15 protein-coding genes are annotated in these 18,458 nt (G+C 66.0%); 9 read left to right on the forward strand and 6 right to left on the reverse strand.

The features are described 5' to 3' along the window. Nucleotides 1–52: 52 nt before the first annotated feature. Genes N6H05_RS05120 through N6H05_RS05135 form a run of 4 tightly spaced genes read left to right on the forward strand, consistent with a single transcriptional unit; the run spans nt 53 to nt 4,303 of the window. Nucleotides 53–2,176 (forward strand): TonB-dependent siderophore receptor, encoded by a 2,124-nt coding sequence (locus tag N6H05_RS05120; RefSeq protein ID WP_284112948.1) that lies wholly within the window; start codon nt 53–55, stop codon nt 2,174–2,176. Between the two features lie 5 nt (nt 2,177–2,181). Continuing rightward, nucleotides 2,182–2,481, forward strand: a complete 300-nt coding sequence (locus N6H05_RS05125; RefSeq protein WP_284114170.1) for a ketohydroxyglutarate aldolase — start codon at nt 2,182–2,184, stop codon at nt 2,479–2,481. Then, nucleotides 2,478–3,992: a PepSY-associated TM helix domain-containing protein gene (locus N6H05_RS05130; protein WP_284112949.1), complete on the forward strand. Its 1,515-nt coding sequence runs from the start codon at nt 2,478–2,480 to the stop codon at nt 3,990–3,992. Before N6H05_RS05125 ends, N6H05_RS05130 begins: the two co-directional genes overlap by 4 nt. Then, complete coding sequence (locus N6H05_RS05135) at nt 3,989–4,303, forward strand: DUF3325 domain-containing protein (protein WP_284112950.1); 315 nt, start codon at nt 3,989–3,991, stop codon at nt 4,301–4,303. The genes N6H05_RS05130 and N6H05_RS05135 overlap by 4 nt, the downstream gene beginning before the upstream one ends. Here N6H05_RS05135 and N6H05_RS05140 read toward each other — a convergent pair. Together N6H05_RS05140 and N6H05_RS05145 are read right to left on the reverse strand one after the other, a co-directional pair. Then, the gene (locus N6H05_RS05140) at nt 4,300–5,670 is read right to left on the reverse strand and encodes an ATP-binding protein (RefSeq protein WP_004209099.1); all 1,371 of its coding nucleotides are present in this window, start codon (nt 5,668–5,670) and stop codon (nt 4,300–4,302) included. The genes N6H05_RS05135 and N6H05_RS05140 overlap by 4 nt on opposite strands. Further along, nucleotides 5,667–6,395: a response regulator gene (locus tag N6H05_RS05145; protein ID WP_284112952.1), complete on the reverse strand. Its 729-nt coding sequence runs from the start codon at nt 6,393–6,395 to the stop codon at nt 5,667–5,669. Before N6H05_RS05145 ends, N6H05_RS05140 begins: the two co-directional genes overlap by 4 nt. Before the next feature lie 197 nt (nt 6,396–6,592). Here N6H05_RS05145 and N6H05_RS05150 point away from each other — a divergent pair, with 197 nt between their 5' ends. From N6H05_RS05150 to N6H05_RS05170, 5 genes are all read left to right on the forward strand, one after another. Continuing rightward, the gene (locus N6H05_RS05150; RefSeq protein WP_284112953.1) at nt 6,593–7,726 is read left to right on the forward strand and encodes an efflux RND transporter periplasmic adaptor subunit; all 1,134 of its coding nucleotides are present in this window, start codon (nt 6,593–6,595) and stop codon (nt 7,724–7,726) included. A gap of 10 nt (nt 7,727–7,736) precedes the next feature. Then, nucleotides 7,737–10,898, forward strand: a complete 3,162-nt coding sequence (locus N6H05_RS05155; RefSeq protein WP_284112954.1) for an efflux RND transporter permease subunit — start codon at nt 7,737–7,739, stop codon at nt 10,896–10,898. Next, complete coding sequence (locus N6H05_RS05160; protein ID WP_284112955.1) at nt 10,895–12,265, forward strand: efflux transporter outer membrane subunit; 1,371 nt, start codon at nt 10,895–10,897, stop codon at nt 12,263–12,265. Before N6H05_RS05155 ends, N6H05_RS05160 begins: the two co-directional genes overlap by 4 nt. Nucleotides 12,266–12,567: 302 nt before the next feature. Continuing rightward, nucleotides 12,568–14,184: an alpha-amylase family glycosyl hydrolase gene (locus tag N6H05_RS05165; protein WP_284112956.1), complete on the forward strand. Its 1,617-nt coding sequence runs from the start codon at nt 12,568–12,570 to the stop codon at nt 14,182–14,184. Between the two features lie 293 nt (nt 14,185–14,477). Further along, on the forward strand, nt 14,478–14,684 hold the full coding sequence (locus N6H05_RS05170) for a hypothetical protein (protein WP_284112957.1): 207 nt from the start codon (nt 14,478–14,480) through the stop codon (nt 14,682–14,684). Nucleotides 14,685–14,717: 33 nt separating this feature from the next. On the opposite strand, the gene N6H05_RS05175 is transcribed toward N6H05_RS05170, so the two are convergent. Genes N6H05_RS05175 through N6H05_RS05190 form a run of 4 tightly spaced genes read right to left on the reverse strand, consistent with a single transcriptional unit; the run spans nt 14,718 to nt 18,438 of the window. Beyond that, nucleotides 14,718–15,716: an NAD(P)H-dependent flavin oxidoreductase gene (locus N6H05_RS05175; protein WP_284112958.1), complete on the reverse strand. Its 999-nt coding sequence runs from the start codon at nt 15,714–15,716 to the stop codon at nt 14,718–14,720. Further along, entirely contained in the window at nt 15,716–16,879 is a 1,164-nt protein-coding gene (locus tag N6H05_RS05180; protein ID WP_284112959.1) for an acetyl-CoA C-acetyltransferase, read from the reverse strand. The genes N6H05_RS05175 and N6H05_RS05180 overlap by 1 nt, the downstream gene beginning before the upstream one ends. 3 nt (nt 16,880–16,882) lie before the next feature. Then, nucleotides 16,883–17,677 (reverse strand): enoyl-CoA hydratase/isomerase family protein, encoded by a 795-nt coding sequence (locus N6H05_RS05185; RefSeq protein ID WP_284112961.1) that lies wholly within the window; start codon nt 17,675–17,677, stop codon nt 16,883–16,885. Then, the gene (locus tag N6H05_RS05190) at nt 17,677–18,438 is read right to left on the reverse strand and encodes a 3-hydroxyacyl-CoA dehydrogenase (protein WP_284112962.1); all 762 of its coding nucleotides are present in this window, start codon (nt 18,436–18,438) and stop codon (nt 17,677–17,679) included. Before N6H05_RS05190 ends, N6H05_RS05185 begins: the two co-directional genes overlap by 1 nt. Nucleotides 18,439–18,458: the final 20 nt, after the last annotated feature.

Here is an 18,458-nt window from a genome sequence, read left to right on the forward strand (position 1 = left end):
TTCTTGTGGGGCATAACGCGCGGCGCTGAGAGATCGTAATTGGGGAATCGAAATGCGCTCGTCCTTGCGCCACCTCCTGTTGAGCAGCAGCTTTGTGCTTGTTGCCTTGCCGCATGTCGCCCGCGCGGCAGCAGCGGACAATGCCGCAGAGGACGCGTCGCGGATCGTCGTGACAGCCGCCAACCAGCCGTCCAGCTCCGCCACTGCCCTGTCACTGTCGGTGCGAGAGACACCGCAGTCGGTGACGATCATCAACCGCGAGCGGATCGAGGATTTCGCGATCACCAACGTCAACGACCTGCTCGACCAGACGATCGGCATCAATGTCGAGCGGGTCGAGACGGACCGCACCTATTTCAACTCGCGCGGCTTCGATGTTTCCAATTTCCAGGTCGACGGTGTCGGCCTGCCGCTGGCCTGGGGTATCCAGTTCGGCGACCTCGACACCGCCCTGTTCGAGAATGTCGAGGCGGTGCGCGGCGCCAATGCGATCATGACCGGCATCGGCAACCCGTCGGCGACGATCAACTATGTCCGCAAGCGGCCGCTCGACGAGTTCCAGGCCAAGGGCACGGCCCAGGTCGGTTCGCGCGACCTGTGGCGCGTGGAAGGCGACGTCAATGTCCCGGTGACCGATACAGTGTCGGCGCGCTTCATCTATGCGCATGAGGATCGCGACACCCATCTGGACTATAACCATATCAATCGCGACGTTTATGGCGCGATCGTCGCTTGGCAGGTTACGCCCGATCTCAAGGCGACGGTCGGTTATACGCGCCAGGAAAATGACGCCGACGGCGTGCTGTGGGGGGCGATGCCGCTAGTCTTCACCGACGGCACCCGGATCGATTATGCGCGCTCGGCAACCACCTCGGCCGACTGGACCTATTGGAACACGAAGGACCAGAATAGTTTTGGCGAACTGGTCTATACGATGGGCCAATGGACGCTGAGCGGCATGTTCACCTACAAGCGCTTCCAGGAGAATGCGAAGCTGCTCTATGCCTATGGCTATCCCGACAAGGAAACCGGCGAGGGCGTCTATGGCATGGCGGGCATCTACCCGTCCGACTATAAGCAATATCTGGGCGATTTCAGCGCCACCGGCCCGTTCAGCCTGTTCGGCCGCGAGCACAAGCTGGTGCTGGGCCTCTCCTACGCCAAGTCGAACGCCAAGGAGTGGGAGAATTTCGCCGAGGACACGGCGCTGGTCTATCCGTCGGTCTATGACTGGGGCAGCGCGCAGGTGACCCAGCCGGATTATCCGGGCGAATATCTGGCCGCCAAATATAGCGACGAGTTGACACGCCTCTATGGTGCGGCGCATCTCAACTTCACCGACCAGCTGAAGGGCGTGGTCGGCGCCAGCGCGATGTGGATCAAGTCGTCCGGCTATTCCTATGGCACCGATCAGGCGCGCGACGACCACAAGATCAGCCCCTATCTCGGCCTGCTCTATGACGTGACGCCCAACGTCACCCTCTATGCCAGCTATACCGACATCTATAATCCGCAGGCGGAGGTCGACGCGAATAATCGCAAGCTGGATCCGGCCAAGGGCACCAGCATCGAGGGCGGCATCAAGAGCAGCTGGTTCGGCGATCGCCTCTATGCCACCGCCACCGTGTTCCGCGCCAAGCAGAAGGGGCTGGCCGACTATGCCGGCACCTTCGACGAAAATGGTCCGGGCAAGGCCGGCGGCAGCTATTATGCCGGCGTCGATACCACCTCGACCGGTTTCGAACTGGAAGTGGCGGGCAAGATCACCGACCGGTGGACGCTGAGCGGCGGCTATACCCAATATGATATCGAGGATGACGAGGGCAACGACACCCGCACCTGGCTGCCGACCAAGTCGCTGAAACTAGCCACCACCTATCAGGTGCCACAGCTCAACGACCTGAAGCTGGGCGCGCAGATGCGCTGGCAGAACGCGATCAAGACGACGCTGACCGATGTCTATGATGGCGATGTTTACATGGGCGATGTCGTCGTTAAGCAGAAGAGCTATGCCGTGCTCGACCTGATGGCGGGTATCCGGGTGGTCGATCATCTGCGGGCGAGCGTGAACGTGAAGAATGTCACCAACACCAAATATCTGGGCAGCCTGATGTGGGGCCAGGCCTTCTATGCCGCACCGCGCACGACGGTATTCACGCTGAGCGTCGACTATTGACGAAGGTGGCGGCTTTGCGCGCCCGTAGCGGCTGGCGTTATCGCGGTAATGTCGCGCTGCGTACGCTTGCGGGCACGGTGGGCGCCTATGCGGTGGCGGCGCTGGCGGCGATGCTGCTGGCCCGTACCCTGCCGATGGGCCGGCTGGAGGCGGTGACGGTCGCGACCATGTTCTCCTATCTGTTTGCGCCAGCGGTCAGCGTCTGGGCCTTTCTGGCGCGTGGGCCCTGGGTGGCGCTCGGCGGCGTTGTGCTGCTGTCTACATTGTTGGCCGGACTGGTCTGGACCAGCGGAGGCTTTGCATGAGCGGGGCATCGGCGATGGTGCGCGACGGCGTGCGGCAGGCGATGGCCTGGCTGCATGGTTGGACCGGGCTGCTGCTGGGCTATGTGCTGTTCGTCATGTGCCTCGCCGGGACGCTCAGCGTCTTCAAGCCGGAGATCGGCCGCTGGATGCGGCCCGAAGTGACGGCGCAGGCGGATAGCAAGAGCGCGATCGTCGCGGCGACCGGCTGGCTGTCGAAAAATGCGCCCGGTTCCACCGGCTGGTATCTGACCGCGCCTGACGGCCGGGCCAATACGGTCGAGGCATCCTATGATCAGGGCAGCGACTATCATTATCGCGCGCTCGATCCGGTGACCGGCGCGCCGGTCGCGCGCGAGACGCTGGGCGGCGAATTTTTCTACCGCCTCCATTTCGAGCTGGAGATTCCCTATCCCTGGGGCCGGCTTCTCGCCTCGCTGGCGGCGATGGTGATGCTGGTCGCACTGGTCACCGGCATCATCGCGCACAAGCGCATCTTCAAGGACTTCTTCACCTTCCGCCCGGCCAAGGGCCAGCGGTCCTGGCTCGACGGACATAATGCGACCGGCGTGCTGGCCATGCCCTTCCACCTGATGATCACCTTCACCGGGCTGCTGACGCTGGCGTCGCTCAACATGCCCTGGCCGATCAGTGCCGGCTATGGTGACAAGGTGATGGAGATGTACGAGGCGCTGGCGCCGGGTTCGGTGACCCGTCCGGCGGCCGGAAAGCCCGCGTCGCTGGCGCCGATCGCACCGATGCTGACGGCGGCCGAGCGCGCATTTGGCGGCGGCCATGTCGGCCGCGTCTATGTGTTCAATCCCGGCGACGCGGCATCGGTCGTCACCGTCTATCAGTCCGATGCCGACACGATCGGCTATATGCGGGGGCAGGCGAGCTTTGACGGCGCGACGGGCCGGCTGCTCAAAAGCTGGGTCGAGCGGCGGCCGGCGATGCGGACCTATCAGGTCATCTATGGCCTGCACATGGCGCGCTTCGCGCCGATGGCGACGCGCTGGCTCTATGTGCTGGGCGGGGCGATGCTGACGCTGGCGATCTCGACCGGCATGGTGCTGTGGATCGCCAAACGACGCGAGCGCCAGCCGCTCTCGATCGGCAATCGCATCCTTGAACGGCTGAATGTCGGTGTGATCATTGGCGTCCCGCTGGGCGCGGTCGCCTATTTCATCGCCAATCGCCTGTTGCCGATCGGCATGGCGGGCCGACCGGAAGCGGAAGTGTCCGTGGCCTTGTGGACGGCGGCGGCGGCCGTGCTGGCCGGGCTGGCGCTGCGTCCGGCCATCGGCTGGCCGCTGATGATGGGGCTGCTGACCTTTGCCTGCGTACTGGCGGCGGTGCTTGGGCCGGTCTGGTCGACCGAACCGATCCTGCTGACCGGCAATCTTCTGTTCCTGGCCATGGCCGGCGCGCTCGCGCTGATCGTGCGTCGGCAGGTGCGGCGGCGCAATGCGCCGACTCCGGCGCGTCGGCGGATGCGGGAGCAGCCGGCATGATCGTCGCGGGGCTGCTCTATATCGGCTTCTTCGCATTGGCGGCGGCGATGACGCGGCATGGACCGGCACTGCTCGGCCCATGGCAGCACCATGGGCTGGCCCGGCATCTGCCGCTGCTCGGCTGGGGCGCGATTGCCCTGTCGCTGCTCGGCGCGATCCTGGCCGGCGCCGACGGGATCGGCATTGTCACCTGGTGCGGGCTGCTGCCGCTGATGGCGGGGGCGGTGCTGCTGGCGCTGACCTATGGCCCCCGGCTGGCGCGCGGGGGACTGCTGGTGGCATTGGCGCTGATGGTCGTCGGCGCGGTTTAGGCCGCCTTCATCTCGATACTGGCGATCAGGCCGCCATCGGGCGCATTGCGCAGCGCGACGATCGCACCGAAGCTGAGGCCCAGCGACCGGGCGATGGTAAGACCGATGCCGGTGCCGTGCCGGCCGCCCGGCTGGCTGCTGGCGCCGCGGGTGAAGGGTTCGAACATCTGGTCCAGATCCTGCGGCGGGATGCCGGGGCCATGGTCGCGTATCTCGATCGTGACATGGCCGGGCGTGCGCAGGCAGCTGATCTCCGCGCATCCGCCATATTTGACGGCATTGTCGACCAGATTACTCATGCAGCGGGTCAGCGCATTGGGCTTGACCCGGACCGACGCGCCGCAGCCGGCGGCGAACTGGACCGGGGCGCCCAGTTCCTGCGCATCCTCTGCCATGCTGGCGAGCAGGGAGTCGAGATCGATCACCGACCAATCCTCATGCGTCTCGGTGCTGGCGGCAAGGTCCAGCCCTTCGCGCACCAGCCGTTGCATCGCCTCATGATCCTGCAACAGGCGGGCGCGCAGTTCCTCATTCTCGACCAGTTCCAGTCGCAGCCGCAGCCGGGTGAGCGGGGTCTGGAGATCATGGCTGATCGCCGCCAGCAACTGGGTCCGCTCGGTGAAACCGGCGCGGACGCGGCGCTGCATCAGGTTGAAGGTGGAGAGGGCGGCGCGCACCTCCTCCGGCCCGCGCTCGGGAATCTCCTCCGGGTCGCGGGAGACGGAAAAGGCCTCGGCGGCCTGGGACAGGCGGCGCAGCGGCTTGGCGGCGATCCGGCCGATCAGGATGGAGAGGCCGGCGGCCGAGAGCAGGATGACGACCAGATAGGCGGGGCTGAACAGGGAACTGGGCGGCCGGGCGAGGCGCGGGAAGGTGAGCGCCATGCCACGGCGCTGGCCGGTCGCATCGGTCATGCGCACGATCCAGCAATCGGGCCGGGGCGCATCGATCAGGCCGGCAGCTCGGCTGCGCCCGGCATCCTTGTCCGGGAAACAGAGGCCGAAGGGCACCTGTCCCGCCTCCGGCTGGGCGCGGGGGCCGAAACGCCGGGCGAGCGCGGCTTCGAGATCGGGATCGGGCTCGTTGATCGAGATGCCGTCAGGGGCGATGGAAGCGCCGACAATGCCGTGATTTTCCAGCATCTGCTGGACGCGCACCGGATCGCGGCGCAGCCGGTCGGCGACGTCGAAGGCACTGGCCAGCACGCGCTGGCGGCGGACGCGCTCGAAATCATGGCGGCGGCCCTGTTCCGACACGGCGAGCGCCAGGATGGCCGAGAGCGAGATGCCGACGGTCAGCAGCACGAAGATATGCCCCGCCATCGAGCGGAAGAAATCCCGCACGCGCTGCACCGGCTGGCCGATCATTCGTAGCGCACCGGGCTGGCGAGGACATAGCCTTCGCCGCGGACGGTCAGGATCAGGTCGGCGCCGCCGGTGGCGCCGGCCAGCTTCTGCCGCAGGCGGCTGACCTGCAGGTCGATGGTGCGGTCGAAGGCGGCGGTGGCGCGCCGTTCGGGCAGCAACGTCTCACGCGCCAGCACGACATTGGGTTCCTCGATGAAGCGGGAGAGCAGGCGGAATTCGGCCGAGGACAGCATCACCAGCCGGTCGTCCGGGGCGATCAGCCGGCGTTGCAGCAGATCGAGCCGCCAGGGACCGAAGACGGCATAGCGGGATTGGTCGGCGGGTGCCGGGGCCTCGACGCGGGGGCGGCGCAGCAGGTTGCGGATGCGCACCAGCAGCTCGCGCGGCTCGAACGGCTTGGTCAGATAATCGTCGGCGCCCAGTTCCAGCCCCAGCACCCGGTCGATCGCGCTGCCGCGCGCCGTCACCATGATGATCTGGATGCCCGATCCTTCGGCGCGCAATTCGCGGCACAGCGACAGGCCATCGCCATCGGGCAGGTTGAGATCGAGCACGATCAGGTCGACCGGTTGGTCGCGCAGGGCCTGGCGCAGTTCGGCCAGGTTCGATGCAGAAAGCAGCTCGTAATTTTCCTGCCGCAGCTGATCGACGATCAGACCGCGAATATCCGCGTCATCGTCGACGACGATGACGCTGTTGCGGCGAGGATCGGACAGGTCAGCCATGTTGCGCTTCTAGCGGCGGATATTGCAAAAGTCTGTGCCTCTACCGGGGATGATACAGGGCGATACAAAGCGATACGCGTTCGGATGTCACGCGACATGATGATGCGTCAGGATATCAACTTGGTCTAGCAGGATACGCCTCAAATCGCGATCAGGCGATCGTCGGCGCTGCCTGCCGGCGGTAACGATGTGAAGCCATGCCCATTTTCGCAGAGCTCCGGAGCCTCCGGGTCGCACCGATCGCATTATGCATCCTGATCACCGCTTGCGGACAGGAAAAGGCGCCAAAGAAAGGGCCTGTGGAAGTGGGCGTGGTGACGCTGGCGGCACAGAATGTGACCGTCTCGTCCGAATTGCCGGCGCGCACCGTGTCGACCATGCAGTCGGAAGTCCGGCCGCAGATCACCGGCGTGATCCAGAAAAGGCTGTTCACCGAAGGTTCGATGGTGACGGCCGGCCAGCCGCTCTACCAGATTGACGAGCGGCTCTATCGCGCGTCGCGCGACGAGGCGCAGGCGGCGCTGGTGAGCGCGCAGGCGACGGCGGTGGCGGCGCAGGCCAAGGCGCAGCGCTATCGCGGCCTGGGCGATACCGAGGCGGTGAGCGCGCAGGACCGCGACGATGTGATCGCGACGGCGCGCCAGGCAGCGGCCGCCGTGGGCCAGGCGCGCGCCTCGCTCGACACCGCCAATGTGAACCTGACCTTCACCCAGGTGCGTGCGCCGATCAGCGGCCGGATCGGCCGCACCCTCTTCACGCCCGGTGCGCTTGTAACCGCCAGCCAGACCGATCCGCTGACGACGATCCAGCAGCTCGACCCCATCTATGTCGACGTCACCCAGTCGAGCAGCCAGTTGCTGCAGCTGCGGCGATCGCTGGCGGCGGGCAAGACGCTGCCGGCCAGCGCGACGATCCGGTTGAAGCTGGACGACGGCACCGAATATCCGCTGGAAGGGCGGATCGAATTTGCCGAGCCGATCGTCGATGTCGACAGCGGCACGGTGACGCTGCGCGCGCGCTTCCCCAATCCCGACGGCATGCTGCTGCCCGGCATGTTCGTGCGCGTCGTTGCGCCCCAGTCGGTCGTGCCCGGCGCGATCCTGGCGCCGCAGCAGGGCATCGCCCGCGACGCCAAGGGCAATGCGACCGCGCTGGTCGTGACCAATGACAACAAGGTCGAGCGCCGCACCGTCACCGCCGCGCAGGCAATCGGCGACAAATGGCTGATCACCGCAGGCCTGAAGGCCGGCGACCGGCTGATCGTCGAGGGCACCGACAAGGTCCAGCCCGACGACAAGGTAAAGCCCGTCGCCGTCGCGGCGAAGAAGTAGGAGAGGCCGGGTGCTGAGCCGCTTTTTCATCGACCGGCCGATCTTTGCCTGGGTCATCGCCATCGGCATCATGCTGGCGGGTCTGGGCGGCATGCTGTCGCTGCCGGTCGCCCAATATCCTGATATCGCGCCGCCGGGCGTCGGCATCAGCGCCACCTATCCGGGCGCGTCGGCCGAAACGGTCGAGACCAGCGTCACCCAGGTCATCGAGCAGCAGCTGACCGGCATCGACGGCCTCATGTATTTCTCCTCCTCGTCGACATCGACGGGGCAGTCGCGCATCACCGTCACCTTCCAGAAGGGCACCGATCCCGACACCGCGCAGGTGCAGGTGCAGAACCGGGTGCAGCAGGCGCTGAGCCGCCTGCCCAGCGCCGTGCAGCAGCAGGGCCTGTCGGTCACCAAGCAGCAGACCGACTTCCTGATGCTGGTGGGTCTCTATGACGAGACCGACAATGCCACCCAGGCGGACATTGCCGACTATCTGGTCAATAATTTCCAGGATTCGATCGCCCGTATCGACGGCATCGGCGCGACCCAGATCTTCGGGTCGCAATATGCGATGCGCATCTGGCTGGACCCCTATAAGCTGGCCGCGGTCAAGCTGATGCCGTCGGACGTCGAAACCGCGATCAAGGCGCAGAATATCGAAGTGTCGGCCGGCCAGATCGGCGCCGATCCGGCACCGGCGAACCAGCAGATCAACGCCACCGTTACGGCGCGTGCGCGCCTGGAAACGCCGGACCAGTTCCGCAACATCGTGGTGAAGACGCAGAGCGACGGGTCGGTCGTCCACCTGTCCGACGTTGCCCGCGTCGAACTGGGCAATGAAAGCTATACCACCAGTGCGCGCCTCAACGGCCATCCGGCATCGGGCATGGCGTTGCAGCTGGCGCCGGGCGCCGACGCGCTCAAGACCGCGGAGCTGGTGAAGGCGCGCGTCGCCGAACTGGGCGGCAACCTGCCGCACGGTTACAAGATCGTCTATCCGCGCGACACCACGCCCTTCATCAAGCTGTCGGTCGAGGAAGTCGTGCAGACGCTGATCGAGGCGGTCGTGCTGGTCGTCATCGTGATGTTCGTCTTCCTGCAGAGCTGGCGCGCGACGCTGGTGCCCGCGATCGCGGTGCCGGTCGTGCTGCTCGGCACGTTCGGCATCCTTGCCCTGTTCGGCTATTCGATCAACACGCTGACCCTGTTCGGCATGGTGCTGTCGATCGGCCTGCTGGTCGACGACGCGATCGTCGTGGTGGAAAATGTCGAGCGCATCATGGAGGAAGAGGGGCTGTCGCCCCGCGACGCCACGATCAAGTCGATGATGGAGATTGGCAGTGCGCTGGTCGGCATCGCGCTGGTGCTGTCGGCGGTGCTGCTGCCCATGGCCTTCTTCGGCGGATCGACCGGCGTCATCTATCGCCAATTCTCGATCACGATCGTGTCGTCGATGCTGTTGTCGGTCGTGGTCGCATTGATCCTGTCGCCGGCCCTGTGCGCCACCATCCTGAAGCCGATCGACAAGGCGCATCGCGAGAAGGGCTGGTTCGGCAAGTTCAACCGCTGGTTCGAGCGGCTGACCAATGGCTATGTCCGTCGCACCCAGGGCGTGATCGGCAAGCGGGGCATCTTCTGGGGCCTTTATGTGCTGGTGCTGGCGGTGCTGATCGTGCTGTTCATGCGCCTGCCCACCAGCTTCCTGCCGGTCGAGGATCAGGGCCAGGTGATGGTGCAGGTCACGCTGCCGTCCGGCGCCAAGTCGAGCCGCACCAATGCGGCGATCGACCAGGTGCAGAGCTATTTCCTCAATGACGAGAAGGATAATGTCGCCTTCGCCTTCATCATGACCGGCTTCAGCTTCCAGGGGCAGGGCGAGAATGTCGGCCAGGGCTTCATCAACCTGGCGCCATGGGACGACCGCAAGGGCAAGACGAACGAGGCCGGCACGATCGCCAACCGGGCGACCAAGCAGCTGGGCGCGATCCGTGATGCCAAGGTGCTGGCGATGACGCCGCCGGCAATCCGAGGCCTCGGCCAGTCCAACGGCTTCACCTTCGAACTGCTGAACAGCGGTGGCCTCAGCCGCGAGCGCTTCCTGGAGCTGCGCAACCAGCTGATCGCGTCTGCCCAGCAGGATCCGGTTCTGGCCGGCGTGCGGGCGGCCTCGCTGGAGGACACGCCGCAGCTCAAGATCGACATCGATACCGAGAAGCTGACCGTGCTCGGCCTGACCCAGGCCAATGTCGACGATGTGCTCAGCTCCGCCTGGGGCAGCACCTATGTCAACGACTTCGTCGATCGCGGCCGAGTGAAGCGCGTCTATATGCAGGCCGACGCCCCCTATCGCGCCTTGCCGAGCGATCTCGACAACTGGATGGTGCGGTCGAGCACGACCGGCGAGATGGTGCCCTTCTCCGCCTTTGCCACCAGCCACTGGGTGATGGGGCCGAGCAGCGTGCAGCGCTTCAACGGCCTGTCCTCCTTCGAGATCCAGGGCCAGTCGGCGCCGGGTGCCAGCTCGGGTGACGCGATGGACCGGATGGTGGCGCTGCAGAAGCAGTTGCCGGCCGGCACCAGCTATGCCTGGAGCGGCCTCAGCTATCAGGAGCAATTGTCCGGCGGACAGGCGCCCCTGCTCTATGGCCTGTCGGTGCTGGTGGTCTTCCTGTGCCTCGCGGCCCTTTATGAAAGCTGGTCGATCCCGCTGTCGGTGCTGCTGGTCATTCCGCTCGGCCTGATCGGTGCGGTGCTGGCGGTGACGCTGCGCGGGCTGGAGAATAATATCTTCTTCCAGGTCGGCCTGCTGACCACCATGGGTTTGGCGGCGAAGAATGCGATCCTGATCGTCGAGTTTGCCGAACTGGCGCATCGCAATGGTCGCAATGCGCTGGAAGCGGCGCTGGAGGCGGCGCGGCTGCGCTTCCGTCCGATCCTGATGACCAGCCTGGCCTTCATCGCGGGCGTCATTCCGCTCGCCATCGCCACCGGCGCGGGCGCGCAGAGCCGCGTCGCGATCGGCACGGCGGTGGTCGGCGGCATGGTGACGGCGACGGTGCTGGCGATCTTCTATGTGCCGCTCTTCTTCGTCTCGATCGCCCGCCTGTTCGGCATGGACAAGAAGAAGCCGGGTGGCGAGCCGCCGGCCCAGGAACCGCCCGTGGACGGAGTGCCCGCATGACCCGCGCTGCATGGATGATGATGCCGCTGTCGGCGCTGGTGCTGGCCGGGTGCGACATGGCGCCCAAATATGTCCGGCCGCAAACGCCAGTGGCGCCGGCCTTCCCCACGGGTGAGGCCTATGCCCCGGCCAGTGCCGAACCCGCCGGCCTGCCCTGGACCGCGCTGATCGGTGATACCCGGCTCAAGACCGTGATCGATCGGGCGCTGGCCAATAATCGCGACCTGCGCGTGGCGCTGGCCAATGTCCAGTCGGCGCGGGCGCAATATAAGGTCGAGCGGGCGGCGCAATTGCCGACGATCACGGGAGACGCGGCAGCGAGCTTCAGCCGCCAGAATGACAATCGGCAGAACAGCTATAGCGCCGATGTCGGCTTCAGCGCGTTCGAGATCGATCTGTTCGGCCGGGTCAAGAATCTGACCCGGTCGGCGCTGGAATCCTATCTGGCGACGCAGGAAGGGGTGCGGTCGACCCGCATCACCCTGATCGCCGAGACCGCGAACGTCTATGCGACGATGGCGGCGGACCAGGAATTGCTGGCGCTGTCGCGCCAGACGCTGGCGAGCGCCGAGCGTAGCCTGAAACTGACGCAGACGCTCAACACATCGGGTCTGGCCGGCAAGCTGGACGTGCATCAGGCCGAAACCACGGTCGAGCAGGCGCGCTCCGACATCGAGGCGAATCTCACCCAGGTGGCGCAGGATCGCAACGCGCTGGAACTGCTGGTCGGCGCGCCGGTCGAGGATGCGCTGTTGCCGCAATCGCTCGACAGCCTGTTGCAGTCGACCGCGAAGGTGCCTGCCGGTCTCTCCTCCGACGTGCTGTTGCAGCGACCCGATGTGTTGCAGGCGGAGCATCAGCTCAAAGCCGCCAATGCCGATATCGGCGCGGCGCGGGCGGCGATGTTCCCCAAGATCAGCCTGACCACGGCGATCGGCGTGGCCAGCTCTGCCCTGTCCTCGCTGTTCAGCGATGGCGGCTTTGCCTGGTCGGCGGCGCCATCCGCCAGCATGCCGATCTTTGGCGGGGCGGCGCGCGGCAATCTGGACTATAGCAAGGCGCAGCGCGACCTTTATGTCGCGCAATATGAGAAGGCGATCCAGACCGCCTTCCAGGAAGTGTCGGACGGGCTGGCGCGGGCCGGCACGATCGACCGGCAGCAGGCGGCACAGCAGGCGCTGGTGACGGCGAACCAGCGTTATTATGCGCTGGCGGACCAGCGCTATCGCGCGGGTATCGACACCTTCCTCAATTCGCTGACCAGCCAGCGTTCGCTTTACAGCGCGCAGCAGTCCGCGATCGCGACTGAGCTGGCGGCGGTGCAGAATCGCATCCTGCTCTACCGGGTGATCGGCGCCGACCAATAGGCGCCGATCCGCCCTCTTCTCCCGCTTTTCCATGCCCGCGAATCCTGTTATTCTGCGCGCATAAAGAAGAAGGAGAGGGCCATGGCATTTCTGGCTCGGTGTCTGGACTGGCTGTGCGGCATTTGTGCATCCGCCGCGCAGGATGAGTGCGTCATCAACCAGCTGATCTCCAGCGTGGCGCGATCCCGGCACACGCCCTGATCTTTTCGCACTCGCAACATAGTTCTTCACCTGCGCGCGCCGCCGTGTAGACTGGTGCTGCGGCACGATGCGCCGCAGGCTTGGGACATGGGGTGGCGCAGATGGCTCCCGACAGTCGTGATGCAGGCGATCGGCTCTGGTGGAAGGGCGCGGTCCTCTATCAAATCTATCCCCGCAGCTTTCAGGATTCGAACGGCGACGGCATTGGCGACCTGCCGGGCATCACCGCGCGGCTGGAGCATGTCGCCCGGCTGGGTGTCGACGCAATCTGGATTTCGCCCTTCTTTCCCTCGCCGATGCGCGATTTCGGCTATGATATCGCCGATTATTGCGGGGTGGACCCGATCTTCGGCACGCTCGCCGATTTCGACGCGCTGGTGGCGCGCGCGCATGAACTGGGGATCAAGGTCACGATCGACCAGGTCTATGCCCATAGTTCCGACCGGCACCCCTGGTTCGCGCAGAGCCGGCAGGACAGGGACAATGACAAGGCGGACTGGTTCGTCTGGGCCGACCCCAGGGCGGACGGCACCCCGCCCAACAACTGGCAGTCGGTGTTCGGCGGCCCGGCCTGGACCTGGGACGCGCGGCGCGGCCAATATTATATGCACCAGTTCCTGACCAGCCAGCCGCAGCTCAACGTCCATAATGTCGCAGTGCAGGATGCGCTGCTGGGCGCAATGCAATTCTGGCTGGACCGCGGCGTCGACGGCTTTCGCCTCGATGCGCTCAACCATGCGATGCACGACCCGGAATTGCGTGACAATCCACCCGCGCCCGAGGGGGAAGGGCCGCGCACCCGGCCGTTCGATTATCAGATTCGCCGCTACAGCCAGTCGCATCCCGGCGTGGTCGATTTCGTCGCGCGCATCCGCGACCTCACCGACCGTTATGGCGCGATCTTCACCGTGGCGGAGGTGGGCGGCGACCTCGCCGAGCAGGAGATGAAGGCCTATACGGCGGGCGAGGATCACCTCAACAGCGCCTATGGCTTCAACTTCCTCTATGCCCCGGCGCTGACCCCTGGCCTGATCGCCGATACGCTGGCGCGCTGGCCGGACGAACCGGGCATGGGCTGGCCGAGCTGGGCGTTCGAGAATCATGATGCGCCGCGCGCCTTGTCGCGCTGGTGCGCGCCGGAGGATCAGCCCGTCTTCGCCCGGCTCAAGATGCTGCTGCTGATGGCGCTGCGCGGCAATGTCATCCTCTATCAGGGCGAGGAACTGGGCATCACCCAGGTCGATATCCCGTTCGAGAAGTTGCAGGATCCCGAGGCGATCGCCAACTGGCCGCTGACCCTGTCGCGCGACGGTGCACGCACGCCGCTGCCCTGGTCGGTCGATGCGGCGCAGGCCGGCTTCACCGATGGCGAGCCCTGGTTGCCATTGGGCGCGGAGAATGTCGCGCGGGCGGTGGCGGCGCAGGAGGGCGACCCCGCCTCGCTGCTCCACTTCACCCGCGCGATGATCGCGCTGCGCAAGGCGAACCCGGCGTTGCGCCATGGGCGCCTGGATATCATGCGTGCCGACGACCAGTGCCTGGCCTTCCGCCGGGTGGCAGAGGATCAGGCCCTGACCTGCATCTTCAACCTGTCGCCGACGCCCGCGCCCTGGCCGATCGAGGTGGACGGGCGCGGCGATATTGTCGCGGCGATCGGCGATGCGGCGTCGGGGGTGGCATTGCCGCGCTATGCGGCACTGCTGCTCGCGCAGGATTAGGTCACACCTGCGCTCCACCGGGCAAAGTATATAGTGTCGTGCGGCAAAATGGGCCGAATGCGCCGCAAATGCCCCGGCAACGCCCCACCGACGCGACGATCGGGTCACATTCGGGTCAGGATGACGCCCCATTCGGGTCATGACGCCGCGCCGGATAAGCGACAGCCATGCACCGCCCACGCTTCGGTTGGGGCACGAATGCTCGGTGGGAATCAAGGGGGCAGTGGTGCGATCCATCGTCGAGGATAGATCAGAGACGCGGCGAGTAGGACAGGGCTATCGGAGAGGCGCCAATGGAAGCTGTCAATCTTGCCGACGGCGAAGGTGGTTTCCTCTATCCGAAATTGCGGGTGCCCGAATCCGCAGAAGATATAGCCACCCTGATCGAGCAGGTTGGTCAGATTACGAAACAGTGCGGCGCTACCCTGCTCTCGGTCGATCTGGACACAAGCCGCGATCCATCGACCTCCCGTTTTGCAGAAATCATCCGATATGATTGAGGGAGCGGTGCGGCCTCTCCCTCAAATTTCGCTTTAGCCTACCGGCGCGAGTTCCGGCGTGACGAAGCCGGCAAGGCGGCGTTGGATGATGGTGGTGGCGTCGTCGACGATGCGGGTGATGAGCTCCTGACAGGTCGGAATGTCGTGGATCAGGCCCTGAATCTGGCCGGCCCAGATCAGGCCGGCATCGAGATCGCCGGTTTCGAGCGCGACCCGGCCCTTGGCACCGGACACCAAAGGCTGGATGTCGGGGAAGACCGATCCTTCACGCAGCGAGATTTCGACCACCTCGTCCGACACGCTGTTCTTGGCGACGCGCCCGGTATTCTTGAACTTGCGGAAGATGAGGTTGGTGCCGCGCTCGTCATTGTCGACCAGGAACTGCTTCACATTCTGGTGGATCGGCGCCTCGACCGTGGCGCAGAAACGGGTGCCCATGTTGATGCCCTCGGCACCCAGCGCCAGCGCGGCGGCGAGACCGCGGCCGTCGCCGAAGCCGCCGCTGGCGATCATCGGGATGCTCAGCTTGTCGGCCGCCGCCGGGATCAGGATGAGGCCGGGAATATCGTCCTCGCCGGGATGGCCGGCGCATTCGAAACCGTCGATCGAGATGGCGTCGACGCCCATCCGCTCGGCCGAGAGGGCATGGCGGACGGCGGTGCATTTATGGACGACGATGATGCCATGCGCCTTGAAATCATCGACATGTTCCTGCGGCTTGTGGCCGGCGGTCTCGACGATCTTCACGCCGCTGTCGATGATCGCCTGGCGATATTCGGCATAGGGCGGCGGATTGACCGAGGGCAGGATGGTGAGGTTCACGCCGAACGGCTTGTCGGTCATCGTCCGGCAGCGGTCGATCTCGCGGCGCAGGTCGTCGGGCGTCGGTTGGGTGAGCGCGGTCAGGATGCCCAGGCCCCCGGCATTGGAGACGGCGGCGGCCAGTTCGGCGCGGCCGACCCACATCATGCCGCCCTGCACGATCGGATGCTCAATGCCGCACAATTCGGTGAAACGCGTCTTCAAAGCCATCACAGTGCCTCCACGATCGTCACATTGGCGATGCCGCCGCCTTCGCACATGGTTTGCAGGCCATAGCGCTTGCCCCGTGCCTTGAGCGCATGGACGAGCGTGCTCATCAGCTTGGTGCCCGATGCGCCGAGCGGGTGGCCGAGCGCGATCGCGCCGCCATGGACGTTGAGCTTGGCCGGATCGGCGCCGATCGCCTTGAGCCAGGCCATGGGGATGGAGGCGAAAGCCTCGTTCACCTCGAACAGGTCGATATCGTCGAGCTTCAGGCCCGAGCGTTCGAACGCCTTGCGGGTCGCCGGGATCGGCTCCTCCAGCATGATGACCGGATCGCCGGCGGTGACGGTCAGGTTGACGATGCGGGCAAGCGGGGTGAGGCCGAAGCGCTTGATCGCCGCTTCGCTTGCCACCAGCACGCCCGATGCGCCGTCGGTCATCTGGCTGGCATTGGCGGCAGTGATGGTGCCGCCTTCCTCCAGCGTCTTGACGCTGGCCATCGCCTCCATCGTGCCGCCACGGCGCACCCCGTCGTCGGTGTCGAAAATCCCTTCGGGAGTCAGGACGGGGACGATCTCCGCCTTGAAGGCGCCGCTGTCGATCGCGGCCGCCGCCTTGGCGTGGCTGGCGAGCGCATAGGCGTCCATATCCTCGCGGGTGAAGCCATATTTGTCGGCGATCGCCTGGGCGCCGTGGAACTGGCTGAATTCGGCAACGCCATAGCGTTTCTGGATGCTTTTGGGCCAGGGGCCGTCGCCCAGGCCGGCGGCGGCGTGGAGCTGGAAGTTGGAACCCATCGGCACGCGGGTCATGCTTTCGGCGCCGGCGGCGATGACCAGATCCTGGGTGCCGGACAGGATCGCCTGTGCCGCGAAATGCAGCGCCTGCTGCGAGGAGCCGCATTGCCGGTCGATCGTCACGGCCGGCACGCTGTCGGGCAGTTTTGAGGCGAGGACGAGGTTACGGCCGAAGGCGAAGCTCTGTTCGCCCGCCTGGCTGACGCAGCCGACGATCACATCCTCGATGGCGGCGGGATCGATGCCGGTGCGATCGACCAGCGCGTTGAGAATGGTGGCGCCCAGATCGGCGGGATGGACGTCGATCAGCCCGCCCTTGCGGGCGCGGCCGCCGGCGGTGCGGACGGCATCGACAATATAGGCCTCGGCCATGGGTCAGGCTCCTCTGAAATTGGGGGGACGCTTGGCGAGCAGGGCGGCAAGCCCCTCCTGCGCCTCACCGGCGCCGGCGATCGCCATCGATCGCAATTCACGGTCGAGCTGGGTCTCGAAACCGGTATCGAAACTGTCGTGCAGCAGGGTGCGGGCGGCGCCATAGGCGGCGGTGGGCGCATCGGCGAGGCGGGCGGCGAGAGCCAGCCCTTCGGCCTCCAGCGCGTCATCATCGACCAGCCGGGTGACGAGACCGATGGCTTCGGCTTCCTCGCCCTTGATGCGGCGATTGGTGAGGATGATCTCCTGCGCGCGGCGCAGGCCGACGAGGCGCGGCAGCAGCCAGCTGAGCCCGCCATCGGCGGTCAGGCCAATCGCGCCATAGGCTGCGGTATAATGGGCCGAGCGTGCCGACAGTACGACATCGCCCAATATGGCGAGGCTGAAGCCCGCGCCCGCCGCCGGACCGTTCACCAACGTCACCAGCGGCTTGGCCATGTGAGCGAGGCGGGTGACGGCGGCGTGGAAGGTGGCGATAAGTTCGCTGAGGACGGTGGGCAGCTGCGCGCCCGCGCCGCCCATCAGCGCGACATCGCCGCCCGAGCAGAACAGCTTGCCATTGCCGGTGAGGACGACGCAGCGGACCGCCGGATCGCCCTCGCAGCGGATCGCGGCGTCGAGCAGCGCGCGGGCGAGCGGCAGGTCGATCGCATTGCCGACCGCTGGCCGGTCGAGCGTGATCCGGGCAATGCCGTCGGCGATCGCCAGCGCCACGCCATCGCTGCCCGCCCCGCTCATCAGCGCGGCGCCATGCGGATGGCGCCGTCGAGGCGGATCACCTCGCCATTCAGCATCGGGTTGCGGACGATCGATTCGACCAGCTGGGCATATTCGGCCGGCTTGCCGAGGCGGCTGGGGTGGGGCACCTGCGCGCCCAATGCATCCTGCACATGCTGGGGGAAGGCCTCCAGCATGGGGGTCAGGAAGATGCCCGGGGCGATCGTCATGACGCGGATCTTATGCTGCGCCAGATCGCGGGCGATCGGCAAGGTCATGCCGACCACGCCGCCCTTCGACGCGGAATAGGCCGCCTGGCCGATCTGGCCGTCATAGGCCGCGACCGAGGCGGTGTTGACGATGACGCCGCGCTCGCCGTCAATCTCCTCGGCCGCTGCCGCGCGAGCGGCGAATTTGGAGATCATGTTGAAGGTGCCGATCAGGTTGACGGTCACCGTCTTGCTGAACGTGTCGAGCGGATGAGGCAGATTTTCCTTGCCCACCGTCTTCACGGCCGGGGCGATACCGGCACAGTTGACCAGGATGCGGGCGGTGCCGTGGGCGGCCTCCGCCGTGTCGAGCCCGGCGGTGACGCTTGCATCGTCGGCGACGTTGACGCCGACATAGAGCCCGCCGATTTCGGCGGCGACCGCCTTGCCGGCATCCTCATTGAGGTCGAAGATCGCGACCTTGGCACCCTGCGCCGCGAGCATGGTGGCGGTGGCACGGCCGAGGCCGGAAGCGCCACCGGTGACGATGGCGGCCAGTCCCTTGATATCCATTATCTGTCCTCTCCTGGCAG

The organism is Sphingobium sp. WTD-1 (genome assembly GCF_030128825.1).
In the GTDB taxonomy this organism is placed as follows: Bacteria; Pseudomonadota; Alphaproteobacteria; order Sphingomonadales; family Sphingomonadaceae; genus Sphingobium.